This is a genomic window from Nocardioides sp. REDSEA-S30_B4 (genome assembly GCF_001627265.1).
Taxonomy (GTDB): Bacteria; Actinomycetota; Actinomycetes; order Propionibacteriales; family Nocardioidaceae; genus Nocardioides.
This window is the reverse complement of sequence record NZ_LUPI01000012.1, coordinates 1-13,304: the sequence shown is the minus strand read 5'-3', so window position 1 is coordinate 13,304 and position 13,304 is coordinate 1. Positions and strand designations below refer to the sequence as shown.

Sequence of the window (13,304 nt, the reverse complement as noted above, 5' to 3'; positions counted from 1 at the left end):
ATGAGCGACTACCTCGAGCTGCTGCCCGCCGTCGACATCACCGAGGGCCGCGCGGTCCAGCTGGCCCAGGGCGTGGCCGGCTCCGAGCGGGTCTACGGCGACCCCGTCGCCGCTGCCCGTCGCTGGCAGGACGCCGGAGCGGAGTGGCTGCACCTGGTCGACCTCGACGCCGCCTTCGGCCGCGGCACCAACCGTGAGCTCCAGGCCGAGATCGTGGGGGCCCTCGACATCAAGGTGGAGATGAGCGGCGGCATCCGCGACGACGAGTCCCTGGAGGCTGCTCTGGCCACCGGTTGCACCCGCGTCAACATCGGCACCGCGGCCCTCGAGCAGCCGGAGTGGTGCGCCAAGATCATCGCCGAGCACGGCGACCGGGTCGCGATCGGTCTCGACGTCCGCGGCCGCACCCTGGCGGCCCGCGGCTGGACCCGCGACGGCGGCGATCTCTACGAGGTGCTGACCCGCCTCGACTCCGAGGGTTGCGCCCGCTATGTCGTCACCGACGTCAACAAGGACGGCATGCTCGCCGGCCCGAACCTGCAGCTCTTGCGCGACGTCTGCGCCGCCACCGACGCACCCGTGGTGGCGTCGGGCGGGGTGACCACCCTCGACGACATCCGCGCGCTGATGGACCTGGTCCCGCTGGGCGTCGAGGGCGCCATCGCCGGCACCGCGCTCTACGAGGGCCGGTTCACCCTCGAGGACGCGCTGGCGCTGACCCAGGGGACCGGAGCGTCGCAGTGAGCCTGGCCGTCCGCGTCATCCCGTGCCTCGACGTCGACGGCGGCCGGGTGGTCAAGGGCATCAACTTCCAGGACCTCCGCGACGCCGGTGACCCGGTCGAGCTGGCTCGCACCTACGACGCCGAGGGTGCCGACGAGCTGACGTTCCTGGACATCTCGGCCTCCCACGAGGGTCGCGCCACGACCATGCAGGTCGTGTCGCGGTGTGCCGAGGAGGTCTTCATCCCGCTCACCGTGGGCGGGGGAGTGTCCTCCACCGAGGACGTCGACCGGCTGCTGCGTGCCGGCGCGGACAAGGTCGCGGTCAACACCGCGGCGATCCGTCGTCCGGAGCTGATCGCGGAGATCGCCGACCGCTTCGGCAACCAGGTGCTGGTGCTGTCCGTCGACGCACGCCGGGCCGCCGGCACGGACTCGGGCTTCGAGGTCACCACCCACGGCGGCCGTCAGTCGGCCGGCATCGACGCCCTGGAGTGGGCGGCCCGCGCCTGCGCGCTGGGGGCGGGGGAGATCCTGCTCAATGCGATGGACGCCGACGGCACCCAGGACGGCTTCGACCTCGACCTGATCTCCCGCGTACGCCGCGAGGTGACCGTCCCCGTGATCGCCTCGGGCGGCGCGGGGAGGGTCGAGCACTTCGCGCCTGCCGTCGACGCCGGCGCCGACGCGGTGCTCGCGGCGACGGTCTTCCATTTCGGGACCTGCCGGATCTCCGAGGTCAAGGAGTCGCTGGCCCAGGCCGGCCACCCGGTGCGCTGACCGCGCAGGGTCACGAGGATCCGGTGCATCCCGTGCACCGAATCCTCCGCCGAGTGACGGTCCTCAGCGCCGTCCGGTGCGGAACATCCCGCGCACGATCTCGCGCGCGGCTGTGCGGACCGCGTCCTTGAACACCGGCGAGGAGACGACCTTCTCCAGCGTGGACTCGCCTCCGCTCCCGGACGGCACGGTGGTCCGGGGCACGGGGATCTTGCGCTGCGACGGCGGCACCGGGGTCGGGTCGGGAGTGGCCGGCGGCGCGGCCTCCTTCTCTGCGGCCTACTCGAGGCGGGCTGCGAGCTTCTCGCGCGCGGACTCGCGGTCGATCGGCGTGCCGTAGGTCGCCTGGCGGGGGCTGGCTGCGACCAGGGCCTCCATGGCAGCCGGGTCCGCCGGGGCCATCCGCGACTGCGGCGCGCGCAGCATGGTCCAGGCCACGGGCGTCGGCGCCCCGCGCTCGTCCATCACGGTCACGACGGCCTCGCCGACGCCGAGCGAGGTGAGGACGCGGCCGAGGTCGGCGTACCCGGAGTGCGGGTAGGTGCTGACCGCGGCCTTGAGCGCCTTGGCGTCCTTGGGTGTGTGGGCGCGCAGGGCGTGCTGGACGCGGGAGCCGAGCTGGGCGAGGACCTCGTCGGGCACGTCGGTGGGGGACTGGGTGACGAAGAAGATGCCGACGCCCTTGGAGCGGATGAGCCGGACGGTCTGGGCGACCTGGTCGAGGAATGCCTCCGAGGCGTCGTCGAAGAGCAGGTGCGCCTCGTCGAAGAAGAACACCAGCGACGGCTTATCGGGGTCCCCGACCTCGGGCAGGGAGTTGAACAGGTCGGCCAGCAGCCACATGAGGAAGGTCGAGAACAGTGCCGGGCGGTCCTGCAGGCGGGGGAGCTCCAGCAGCGAGATCAGGCCGTGCCCGTCGTCGGTCGTGGTCATCAGGTCGGACGGCTCGAACTCCGGCTCGCCGAAGAACCGGTCGGCGCCCTGGGTCTCCAGCGTCACGAGCGAGCGCAGGATGACCCCGGCGGTGGCGGTAGAGACGCCGCCGATGCCCTTGAGCTCGGCCTTGCCCTCGTCGGAGGTGAGGTGACGCAGCAGTGCTTGGAGGTCGGAGAGGTCCAGGAGTGGCAGGCCGGCCTTGTCGGCGTAGTGGAAGACCAGCCCGAGGCTGGACTCCTGGGTCTTGTTCAGCCCCAGCACCTTGCTCAGCAGGAGCGGGCCGAAGGAGCTGATCGAGGCCCGCAGGGGTACGCCGGTTCCCTCACCACCCAGGGCGTAGAGCTCGACCGGGTAGCCGGTCGGCGCCCACCCCTGCCCGAGGGACTCCATCCGGGAGTCCACGCGTGCCGAGGCCTCCCCGGGCGCGAGCAGGCCGGAGAGGTCGCCCTTCACGTCGGCGGCGAACACCGGGACGCCTGCGTCCGAGAGCTGCTCGGCCAGCAGCTGGAGGGTCTTGGTCTTGCCGGTGCCCGTGGCGCCGGCCACCAGGCCGTGCCGGTTGAGCATGCCCAGCGGGATGCGTACGGGCGCGTCCGCGTGCACGGCGTCGGCCGAGCTCATCAGGGCGCCGAGCTCGAGCGCCGGGCCGTCGAAGGTGTAGCCGTCCTGGACCTGGGTGAGGAGGGCCTGCGGGTCGGGTGCGTCGCTGTCCGAGCTGCTCACTCCTCGACCCTAGAGCGGATCGGTGGCGGACAGGGGAGTGAGGGCGGGTTCTCTAGATGGTGCAGAAGTAAAGGTCAAGTCGGTAAAGGCGCGTGGTCTGGACCACAAGAGCCCCTTTGCCCGGACTGTCAAGTTTCTTTGCCCCCAGCCGTAACGCTGCGCGCTCCCGTCACGTTGAGGCGGCGCTGGGATCTCCCGGTGCTTGTCGTGCTCCCCACCCCCCGCCGCTTCGAGGTGACCATGTTGTTCTCCCGCTCGTCCCGACGCCGCACAAGAACCAGTGCGCTCCCTCTGCTGTTCCTGACCGTCCTAGGGCTCCTCGTCGGCGGGCTGGGTGCCCCGGCGTACGCCGCTAACACGATCTCGGGCATCGTCAAGAACCGTGACGGCTTGGCCCTGTCGGGCGTCGTGGTGAAGCTCGGCACCGAGAGCAACGGTGCCTTCCAGCAGGAGGGAGCCTCGAAGACGACGGACGCCAATGGCGCGTACTCCTTCACCGGGGTCGCCAGCGGGGACTACTTCATCCAGTACACCGGCGCCTCGGGAGTGGACGCTGCTGCCTACTACGACGGCGAGAACCAGCCCGTCGTCACGGCCCTGGCTGACGCGACGGCGGTGTCCTCGGGGGCCAACGACTCCTCGGCCAACCCGCGCCTCCTGAGCCGCACGATCACCGGCAAGATCACGACCGGTGACCCTGCCGTGCCCGTCGAGGGCGTCGCGGTGAAGGTCGAGGCGGCCACGGATTCGCCGCGCACCTACACGGCGCAGCCCACCGCTCCGTCGAGCGTGGTGACCGACGCGCAGGGCAGCTACACGCTCACGGTGGCCCAGCAGCCGAACCTGATCCTCGGCTTCAGCAAGTCCGGCTACCAGACGGTCTTCGTGAAGGACGCCTCCACCACGGCCCAGAAGGACGAGGCCTCGCTCATCACCTTCGCGACGGCGGGGACCCCGACCACCTTCAATCGGAGCATCACCGCGACTCCCGGTTCCATCTCCGGCAAGGTGACGCGAGTCGACTCGGTGCGCACTCCCGCGATTCCCGGCGCGACGGTGACTCTGCTGACTGCCACCGGCGGTGACTCGGGGATCGACCCCGAGACGACTGACGCCAACGGAACGTACGAGTTCGAGGACGTCTCTCCGGCCAAGTACCAGGTCAAGTTCGAGTCGCCTTCTGGCGATGGGTACGAGACGGAGTTCTACAACGAGAAGACCGCCTCCGGGACCCCGGACCTGGTGGAGGTGAAGCCGGGTGTCGCCAACGACGCGGTCAATGCGACTCTGGTGAAGACGACCACTTCCGAGATCAGCGGTGTCGTCTCCACGTCGACGGGTGTGCCGATCAAGGGCGTGACGGTCTCCCTCCACGTGCGCGCCAACGCCGACGGCGGCACCGGCACCGTCACCTACGACCCGCCGCTGGCCTCGCCGACTGCACCCCTGAGTGCGACGACCGGTGATGACGGGCGCTTCGCCATCGAGGGCGCGCTCGACAATTCCTACGTCGTGAAGTACTCCTCGGACGCCTTCCAGACCCTCTACTTCAACGGGGGCGGCGCCGGGTCGACCAACCCGGACACTGCTCGGACGATCACGTTGACGAAGAACGCCGGCGCGGCCGCCAACGTCTCTGTCGCCCTCAACTCCGGTGTCACCTTCACCGGCTCCGTCACCGACGGTTCGACCGCGCTGAAGGACGTCGAGGTCAAGGCGCTCTATCCGATCATCCAGTCCAACGGCGGCATCGTGTGGACCGCCGCGGCGAGCGTGAAGACCGCCGCCAACGGCTCGTTCACCCTGGTGGCGCCCACGGTCGCCGGACGGCAGTACATCGTCTCGTACAGCTACCCGGAGTACCTGACCGTCTACCGACTGGATGACACCAACGGGCCGACCGTGAAGTCGGCCGGTTCCGCCACCAAGTACTCGGCCGCGAACGCCGTCTCCGAGCCGCTGGGTGCGGTCGCGCTGGCTCGTGGCACGTACGTGACCGGAAAGGTCACGGACGCCCAGGGCCTCCCGCTGGCTGGCGTGACGGTGGACGCGATCGTCGCCGGCACCACCCCCAAGACCTGGGGTCGGGTGTCCTCGTCCGTGGCCGACGTCGTCACCACGGGTGCCGACGGAGTGTTCGTGATGACCGTGACCCCCGAAGCGACGGGCACCACCACCTTCCGCCTGCGCGCCACTCGCGACGGTCGCGTGACGACGTACTTCCCGAACGTCTACGGTCCCGATGGCGCCTCCAACGTGGCGGTCACGACGAACCAGGTCGTCACCGGTCGCGACATCTCGGTGCCCGAGCCCTCGGTGCTCGCGGGATCGTTCACCCGCGACGGTGGCTCGCAGTTCACGGGCAGCGGCATCGTCGAGCTCTGGAAGCGCGTCGTCTACACCGACAACGGCCAGGCCGGCGGCGCCAGCCACTCCGAGTGGCGACAGGCAGCGAGTCGGAACCTCGACTCCGGTGCGTTCTCGTTCAGCGTCGCCCCTGGCGACTACAAGATCCGCACGGTGCTGGCTGACAACAGCCAGGGCTTCATGCCCGGCCTCGTCGGTCTCGACCAGGCCCCGACCGTCAGCCTGGGCGTCGAGCAGATGCTGGGGGAGCAGAAGTACGCCCTCCCGGCGACCGCTGAGATCCGTGGGACCGTCACCAACCTGACCGGCTCCGCCGTGCCCGATAAGGCCATCTCCGCCGTGTACCGGTATGTGACCAACGTCGTCGACGGGGCTCCCCAGCTGAGCCCGTGGATCGCGGTCACCCCGGCGAAGCTCTCCAACTCGGCCGGCGGGTACACGCTGCCGGTCTACGCGCGCACCTACCGCGTCGGCGCGCTGGGAGCAGGCGGGGCCGTGGACGTCCCCGGCTCCGGTGCGGGGCAGAACGACGAGGGCTACTTCACCTCCGGCACGCCCACGAGCGCCATCAACGACGCTGACGACGTCACCGTCGGTGGTGAGGACGTGACGGGCATCGACTTCCGGCTCAACGTCGGCGCTCCGGTGAACGTCCAGCCGCCGTACGTCACCGGCATCTCCGCCGAGGGCGAGACCCTCACCGCGGAGCCGGGACTCTGGTCGGCGAGCGACACCGACTTCGACTACGACTGGCAGTTCAGGACCGCCACCGGCTCGTGGCAGCCGGCCAGCGCAGACACGACCGGCAGCTTCTCGGTCGGCGGAATCGACGGTCGAGAGCTGACCATCGGCACCTCGTGCACCATCCCGATGATCTTCCCGCCGGGCTGCAACACCGGCTACACCGCCTACGCCTACCGGGTCGTCGTGACGGCTACCCGTGCCGGCGCCAACGGTGGCACCAAGGTGCTGGAGAGCAAGGGGACGGGCGTCGCCGCGACCCCGGCCTTCCCCGGCACAGGTGCGGACACGACCACGGAGAACCGTCAGGATCCGCAGGTGATGGGCAAGGCCATCGTGGGTGAGACCCTCACCGCCACCGACGGCGTCTGGAGCGAGGGCGGCACGTTCAGCTACCAGTGGCTGGCCAACGGCCAGGTCGTCGCCGGCGCGACTGCCAAGACCCTCCAGGTCGGACCCGACCTGTTGGGCATGGAGCTGCGGTTCCGGGTCACCGAGACCAGCAGCAACCCCGACCAGGTCGTCCTCTCCGCGGCGACGCCGGCTGTCGGCAAGGGGGCGCTGAAGAACACCGTCCTGCCGACGATCAGCGGCGACGTCCTGGTGAGCAAGACGCTGACGGCGGAGCCCGGGACCTGGAACGACCCGAGCCCCACCTTCGCCTATCAGTGGCTGGCCAACGGTCAGGCGATCACGGGTGCGACGAACAACAAGCTGGTCCTCACCGACGCTGAGCTCGGCAAGTCGATCGCGGTCCGCGTGACCGCGACCAAGGGCACGGCGTACAGCCCCGGCAGCGCCACCTCGACGTCGACCGCGGCGGTCGGTGACGACCCGACCAAGGTCGTGAGCAAGACCAAGCCGATCGTCTCGGGCACCGCGAAGGTGGGGGAGACCCTGTCCACCACCGACGGCACCTGGTCGAACGAGCCGACCGGCTTCGCCTACCAGTGGCTGGCCGACGGCACCGCCGTCACCGGGGCGACGTCGTCGACGTTCGTCCTGACCAAGGACCAGCGCGGCAAGAAGATGTCGGTGCGGGTCACGGCCAGCAAGAGCGGCCTTGCTTCGGGCACGGCCACCTCGGAGGAGACCGTTGCGGTCGCCGGTGGCCCGCTGGAGAACAAGACGAAGCCCACGATCACGGGGCAGACCCTCGAGGGCGCGACCCTGACGGCCGACCCGGGGACCTGGGAGCCGGAGACCGTGACGCCGGTGTTCACCTACCAGTGGGTGGCCGACGGTGTGGGCCCGATCGACGAGCCGCAGGGCGAGATCACCGTCACCGGTGGTCCGAGCATCGCGGGCACCGACGCCGTCGGGGAGCTGCTCAGCCTCAACCCGGGCAGCGTCACCCCGGGTGACGCCACCATCACCGTCCAGTGGTTCCGTGACGGCACCGCCATCACCGGCGCCACCGCTCGGACCTACCGCCTGGTGGCCGCCGACGAGGACGCGCTCATCACGGCCCGCGTGACCTACGCCAAGGACGACTTCGTGACCCTGGTGAAGAGCACCTCGGCCGTGGGCCCGGTGGAGCCGGAGGCGGAGGAGCCCGACCCGGTCAAGCCGACGCTGCAGACCTCCAAGAAGATCAAGGGCAAGAAGCTGGTCGTCAAGGTCCGGGTCTTCGCCGACAGCCAGGACCCGGTGACGGGTCAGGTGAAGCTGAAGGAGGGCAAGGCGTTCACCGTCCTCAAGACGCTCAACAACGGCAAGAAGAAGCTGGTCGTGAAGGGGCTGAAGAAGGGCTACCACTCGGTGAAGCTCACCTTCCTCGGCAACGACCTGGTGAAGAAGAAGTCGAAGACGCTGAACTTCACCATCCGCTGACCGGACCGTCAGCACAGCAGCACCGGCCACGGGGCACCCGGCGGAAGACCGCCGCGGTGCCCCGTGGCACGTCCGGGTGGATCCGCCGGGGATGATGGGGGGCATGAACGCCGTCCCGGAGCTCGACCCGGCCCTGGCCGCCCGCCTCAAGCGCACCACCGACGGACTGGTGCCGGCCGTGGTCCAGCAGCACGACACCGGCGAGGTGCTGATGCTGGGGTGGATGGACGACCAGGCGCTCGCGCGCACGCTGAGCACCCGGCGAGCGACGTACTGGTCGCGCAGCCGCCAGGAGTACTGGGTGAAGGGCGAGACCTCCGGCCACACTCAGCGCGTCGTCGAGGTGCGCCTCGACTGCGACGGCGACACCCTGCTGGTGAAGGTCGACCAGGTCGACGGCGCGTGCCACACCGGCGACCGCACCTGCTTCGACGCCGACCTGGTCCTCGAGCGTGGCTGAGCAGCGGCGCGCCACAGCCCGCGGGTTCGGCCTGACGACCCTGGTCGCGCTGGCCGCCGGCACGTTGTGCGCGGTCGCGGGCACCCGCGCCGCGGTCGAGGTCGACGCCGACGGCCAGGCCGCGGTGATGGTCACCGCCGGCACCGGCCAGGGCGATGCCCTGACCATGCCGCTCGTCACGTCCCTGGCGCTGGTGGCCCTCGCCGCGTGGGGCGTCCTGCTCGTCACCCGCCGCGTCGTACGACGCTGTGCGGCCGTCCTGGCCCTGCTGGCGTCCCTGGGGCTGCTCGTCGCGTCCGCGGCGGCCCTGGGCGACCTGCGGGCCACCGTCGAGGACGCGTTGACCCAGGTCGGGGCGACCGGGGGAGCGAGCGTGACGGGGTGGTACCTCGCCGCCGTGGCCGGCGGGGTGGTGCTCGCGGCCGCGGCGGGGCTCGCGGTGTGGCGGGTGCCCGGCTGGCCGGAGATGGGCAGCCGCTACGACTCACCCACGGGTGAGGAGCGACCCGCGCCCACGGAGCCGGAGACCTCCCTGGACCTGTGGAAGGCCATGGACGAGGGCCACGACCCGACCGACCGGACAGCCCCCTAGACTGTCGCCAGCAGCACCGACGAACCCGATCCACCCGTGCCACAGAGGAGCCCCGCATGTCCAACAGCCACGGCAACACCCCCGCCGCGTGGAGCGCCGTGGTCGTGGGCCTCATCGGCTTCGTGGTGGGCAGCGTCGGCCTGATCTTCGACCCGATCAGCATGCCGGTCTTCTGGGCCGGCGTCGTGATCACCCTCGCCGGTGGCGTCGTCTTCCTCGTGATGGCCAAGATGGGTCTGCACGAGGGCCACTGAGGTACCTGCCCCGATGAGCGCCCTGCTCGCCCCGGCACCGGTCCCGAGCCGGTGGGACCGGGTGCGGGCGCCGCTGGTCACGATCGGCGGGCTGGGGCTCGCCACGCTCGCGCTGCATCTGCGCGACCCGCACGTCGGCGGCTCCTGGGGCATCTGCCCCAGCGCGGCCATGGGGTTCTGGTGCCCGGGCTGCGGTGGCCTGCGCGCCGTCAACGACCTCACCCACGGTGAGGTCGCCTCCGCCGCGAGCAGCAACCTGCTGCTCGTGGTGCTGATGCCGCTGGCGGTGCTCGCCCTCGCGGTCTGGACGCTCGACCGCTGGCGGGGCCGGAGCCGACGCCTGCCGCGCCGCCTCGTCGTCGTGGGCGGCTGGGCCCTGCTGGGAGCGGCCGGGCTGTTCATGCTGCTGCGCAACACCCCGGCCGCCCCCTGGCTGGCCCCGTGAGCGGGGCCTGACAGGCCGAGCGGTCAGCTGGTCTCGAAGTTGAACTCGAAGGCTCCGGTCGCGATCAGGATGATCGACACGACCATGAGCACCAAGGCGATGATGCCCGTGACCAGGCCGGCGGTCGCCAGGCCGTCACCCGACTTGCCGGTGGAGCGGATCTCCTCCTTGGCCGAGCGGCTGAGCAGGATCGCGACGATGCCGAGCGGGCTGCAGCACAGCAGGCCGAGGATGCCGGTCACCAGCGACCAGATGGCCTTCTGCGAGGTGCCGGCCGGCTGTCCGCCGTACGGGGGCTGGGGTGCTGCGCCGTAGCCCGGGGGCGGCGGCGGGGGAGGCTGGTCGTAGCTCATGACTCTCCTTCGTGGGCTGGTGCCTGGGACGGCCCCGAGTCGGTCCCTGCGATCGCGGCGGGCGATCGCTCAGATGCTTCTCAGGTGCGTCCGGCGACCGTACCCGTGCCCGAGCGGCTTCGCCTCACATGACAGACTCGGGTGTCATTCCCCGCGCCTCGAACGGAGCCGTCATGTCGGTCCTCGACGACATCGTCGCCGGCGTGCGCCTGGACCTCGCCGAGCGCGAGGCGGCGCTGCCCCTGGTCGACCTGAAGGCCGCGCTCGCGGACGTCGACCCGCCCCGCGACCCGATGTCCGCGCTGCGCGCACCGGGCTCGAGCGTCATCGCCGAGGTCAAGCGCCGCAGCCCCTCCAAGGGCGACCTCGCCGAGATCCCCGACCCCACGGTCCTGGCGAAGGCCTACGCCGAGGGCGGTGCCGCGGCGATCTCCGTCCTCACCGAGCAGCGCCGCTTCGGCGGCAGCCTCGACGACCTGCGCGCGGTCCGCGCGGCCGTCGACGTGCCGCTGCTGCGCAAGGACTTCATCGTCACCGACTACCAGCTCTGGGAGGCCCGGGCCGCCGGCGCCGACCTGGCCCTCCTCATCGTGGCCGCGCTCGACGACGACGAGCTGCGTCGCCTGCACGACCTGGCCGGCGAGCTGGGGCTGACCGCCCTGGTCGAGGTCCACGACGACGCCGAGGCCGAGCGGGCCGTGGCCCTCGGCGCTGAGCTCGTGGGCGTCAACGCCCGCAACCTCAAGACCCTCGAGATCGACCCGGACACCTTCGGTCGACTCGCTTCCGGCATCCCAGACGACCGCGTCAAGGTCGCGGAGTCGGGCATCTTCACCCCCGCCGACGTGACCCGCTTCGTCTCCGAGGGCGCCCGCGCCGTCCTCGTCGGCGAGGCGCTCGTCAAGGACGGCGACCCCACGGCCGCCGTCGCAGCCATGACAGGAATAGGCGTATGACCGACGTGACCAGCGAGCGCAGCCGCTTCGACGCCGACGACCAGGGCTGGTTCGGTGAGCCCGGGCTCTTCGGCGGCCGCTTCATGCCCGAGGCCCTGATGGCGGCCCTCGACGAGCTCACCGTCGCCTGGCAGGACGCGATGGCCGACCCCGTGTTCGTGAGCGAGTTCGAGCTGGTCCTGCGCGAGTACGCCGGTCTCCCGAGCCCTCTCTTCCACGCCCGTCGCCTCAGCGACCGCGTCGGCTGCCGCGTGCTCCTCAAGCGCGAGGACCTCAACCACACCGGCGCCCACAAGATCCGCAACGTCCTGGGCCAGGCGCTGCTGACCAAGCGGATGGGCAAGAAGCGCGTCATCGCCGAGACCGGGGCCGGCCAGCACGGGGTCGCGAGCGCGACCGCCGCGGCGTACTTCGGCCTCGACTGCACCGTCTACATGGGCGCGGTCGACACCCGCCGCCAGGCGCTCAACGTCGCTCGCATGCAGCTGCTCGGCGCCAAGGTCGTCCCCGTGGAGTCCGGGAGCGCGACCCTCAAGGACGCCATCAACGAGGCGCTGCGCGACTGGGTCGCCACGGTCGACCACACCGCCTACCTCTTCGGCACCGCCGCGGGTCCGCACCCGTTCCCGAGCATGGTGCGCGACTTCGTCCGCGGCACCGGCGACGAGGCGCGGGCCCAGTGCCTGGAGCAGTACGGCGTGCTGCCCGACGCCATCGCCGCCTGCGTCGGCGGCGGCTCCAACGCGATTGGGCTGTTCACCGCCTTCCTCGAGGACGACGAGGTCGACATCTACGGCTTCGAGGCCGGTGGTGACGGGGTCGACACCCCGCGGCACGCGGCCACCATCCACGCCGGCGACAGCGGCGTGCTGCACGGCGCGCGCACCTACGTGCTGCAGGACGACGACGGCCAGACCGTGGAGTCCCACTCGATCTCCGCCGGCCTGGACTACCCGGGCGTCGGGCCGCAGCACGCGCAGCTCGCGCACAGCGGCCGCGCGACGTACCTCCCCGTCACCGACACCGAGGCGATGGAGGCCTTCAGCCTGCTCGCGCGCACCGAGGGGATCATCCCGGCCATCGAGTCCTCCCACGCGATCGCCGGGGGCCTGAAGGTCGCCGAGCGGCTCGCGGCCGAGAAGGGGCCCGAGGCGACCGTGCTTATCAATCTCTCCGGCCGCGGCGACAAGGACATGGGCACCGCCATCGAGTACTTCGGCCTCGGCGAGGCCGGACAGGAGGACGAGCGGTGAGCGGGCTCCGGGTCGCCTCCGCCTTCGAGACGGCGCGCGCGGAGGGCCGGTCGGCCCTGGTGGGCTACCTCCCGGCGGCGTTCCCCGACGTCGAGGGGTCCATCGCCGCGCTGCGGACCATGGTCGACGCCGGCTGCGACGTCATCGAGGTCGGGCTGCCCTACAGCGACCCCGTCATGGACGGCCCCGTCATCCAGCGGGCGGTCCAGCACGCCCTCGACGGCGGTTTCCGGGTCGACGACCTGTTCCGTGTCGTCGAGGCGGTCGCGGCCACCGGCACGCCCACGCTGGTCATGACCAGCTGGAACCCCGTCGAGCGGCGCGGCGTGGACCGCTTCGCCCAGCAGCTCGACGACGCCGGCGGCGCCGGCCTCATCACGCCCGACGTCATCCCGGAGTTCGCGGGGGAGTGGTCCGAGGCGGCCGACGCGCGCGACCTCGACAAGGTCTTCCTCGTGGCGCCCTCGAGCACCGACGAGCGCATCGCGTCGACGACCGCGCACTGCCGTGGCTTCGTCTACGCCACCGGCATCATGGGCGTCACCGGCACCACGCAGGCCACCGCCGAGGGCGTCGCGCCGCTCATCGCCCGCACGAAGGCCACCACCGACCTGCCGGTCGGGGTCGGGGTGGGCGTGAGCACCGGGGTCCAGGCGGCGGCGATGTCGGAGCACGCCGACGGCATCATCGTCGGCACCGCCTTCGTCCGTACGCTCCTCGACCACGCCGACGACCGTGACGCCGCCCTCCGGGCGCTGCGCACCCTCACCGAGGAGCTCGCCGGGGGCGTACGACGTGCCTGACCGCCGCCGCGGCCTGCTCGTCGCTCTCGCGCTGGTCACCGCCCTGGTGCTCGGCGCCTGCGGCGGGTCCGACGAGCCGTCGGGGA

The 13,304-nt window shown here is 71.3% G+C and carries 13 protein-coding genes; 10 read left to right on the top strand and 3 right to left on the bottom strand.

Features of this window, described 5'->3' with window-relative positions; genetic code table 11:
- Positions 1-744: a bifunctional 1-(5-phosphoribosyl)-5-((5-phosphoribosylamino)methylideneamino)imidazole-4-carboxamide isomerase/phosphoribosylanthranilate isomerase PriA gene (priA, locus tag A6R01_RS04030; protein ID WP_179531369.1), complete on the top strand. Its 744-nt coding sequence runs from the start codon at positions 1-3 to the stop codon at positions 742-744.
- Positions 741-1,502, top strand: a complete 762-nt coding sequence (gene hisF, locus A6R01_RS04025; protein WP_292603819.1) for an imidazole glycerol phosphate synthase subunit HisF — start codon at positions 741-743, stop codon at positions 1,500-1,502. Before priA ends, hisF begins: the two co-directional genes overlap by 4 nt.
- Positions 1,503-1,565: 63 nt before the next feature.
- Here hisF and A6R01_RS18240 read toward each other — a convergent pair whose 3' ends face one another.
- Positions 1,566-1,706: a hypothetical protein gene (locus A6R01_RS18240; protein ID WP_366925087.1), complete on the bottom strand. Its 141-nt coding sequence runs from the start codon at positions 1,704-1,706 to the stop codon at positions 1,566-1,568.
- A gap of 75 nt (positions 1,707-1,781) precedes the next feature.
- A complete protein-coding gene (locus tag A6R01_RS04020) occupies positions 1,782-3,161 on the bottom strand; it encodes a helicase HerA-like domain-containing protein (RefSeq protein ID WP_366925086.1) in 1,380 nt (459 codons plus the stop codon).
- 207 nt (positions 3,162-3,368) lie between these two features.
- Between A6R01_RS04020 and A6R01_RS04015 the strand changes: the two genes are divergently transcribed.
- The 5 genes from A6R01_RS04015 to A6R01_RS03995 all read left to right on the top strand — a co-directional run bounded on the left by A6R01_RS04015 (position 3,369) and on the right by A6R01_RS03995 (position 9,853).
- Positions 3,369-8,102, top strand: a complete 4,734-nt coding sequence (locus tag A6R01_RS04015; RefSeq protein WP_292603817.1) for a carboxypeptidase regulatory-like domain-containing protein — start codon at positions 3,369-3,371, stop codon at positions 8,100-8,102.
- 103 nt (positions 8,103-8,205) lie between these two features.
- The gene (gene hisI, locus A6R01_RS04010) at positions 8,206-8,562 is read left to right on the top strand and encodes a phosphoribosyl-AMP cyclohydrolase (protein ID WP_292603815.1); all 357 of its coding nucleotides are present in this window, start codon (positions 8,206-8,208) and stop codon (positions 8,560-8,562) included.
- Complete coding sequence (locus A6R01_RS04005; RefSeq protein WP_292603813.1) at positions 8,555-9,154, top strand: Trp biosynthesis-associated membrane protein; 600 nt, start codon at positions 8,555-8,557, stop codon at positions 9,152-9,154. Before hisI ends, A6R01_RS04005 begins: the two co-directional genes overlap by 8 nt.
- 56 nt (positions 9,155-9,210) lie before the next feature.
- Positions 9,211-9,408, top strand: coding sequence for an HGxxPAAW family protein (locus A6R01_RS04000; RefSeq protein WP_292603811.1), 198 nt, complete (start codon positions 9,211-9,213; stop codon positions 9,406-9,408).
- A 13-nt stretch (positions 9,409-9,421) separates the two neighbouring features.
- A complete protein-coding gene (locus A6R01_RS03995) occupies positions 9,422-9,853 on the top strand; it encodes a DUF2752 domain-containing protein (RefSeq protein WP_292603809.1) in 432 nt (143 codons plus the stop codon).
- A 23-nt stretch (positions 9,854-9,876) separates the two neighbouring features.
- On the opposite strand, the gene A6R01_RS03990 is transcribed toward A6R01_RS03995, so the two are convergent.
- Positions 9,877-10,206, bottom strand: a complete 330-nt coding sequence (locus tag A6R01_RS03990; protein ID WP_292603807.1) for a DUF4190 domain-containing protein — start codon at positions 10,204-10,206, stop codon at positions 9,877-9,879.
- Between the two features lie 173 nt (positions 10,207-10,379).
- Between A6R01_RS03990 and trpC the strand changes: the two genes are divergently transcribed.
- The 3 genes from trpC to trpA are packed head-to-tail and all read left to right on the top strand — an operon-like array spanning position 10,380 to position 13,218.
- The gene (gene trpC / locus A6R01_RS03985) at positions 10,380-11,162 is read left to right on the top strand and encodes an indole-3-glycerol phosphate synthase TrpC (protein ID WP_292603805.1); all 783 of its coding nucleotides are present in this window, start codon (positions 10,380-10,382) and stop codon (positions 11,160-11,162) included.
- Entirely contained in the window at positions 11,159-12,415 is a 1,257-nt protein-coding gene (gene trpB, locus A6R01_RS03980) for a tryptophan synthase subunit beta (protein WP_292603803.1), read from the top strand. The genes trpC and trpB overlap by 4 nt, the downstream gene beginning before the upstream one ends.
- The gene (gene trpA, locus A6R01_RS03975) at positions 12,412-13,218 is read left to right on the top strand and encodes a tryptophan synthase subunit alpha (RefSeq protein ID WP_292603801.1); all 807 of its coding nucleotides are present in this window, start codon (positions 12,412-12,414) and stop codon (positions 13,216-13,218) included. The genes trpB and trpA overlap by 4 nt, the downstream gene beginning before the upstream one ends.
- Positions 13,219-13,304: the final 86 nt, after the last annotated feature.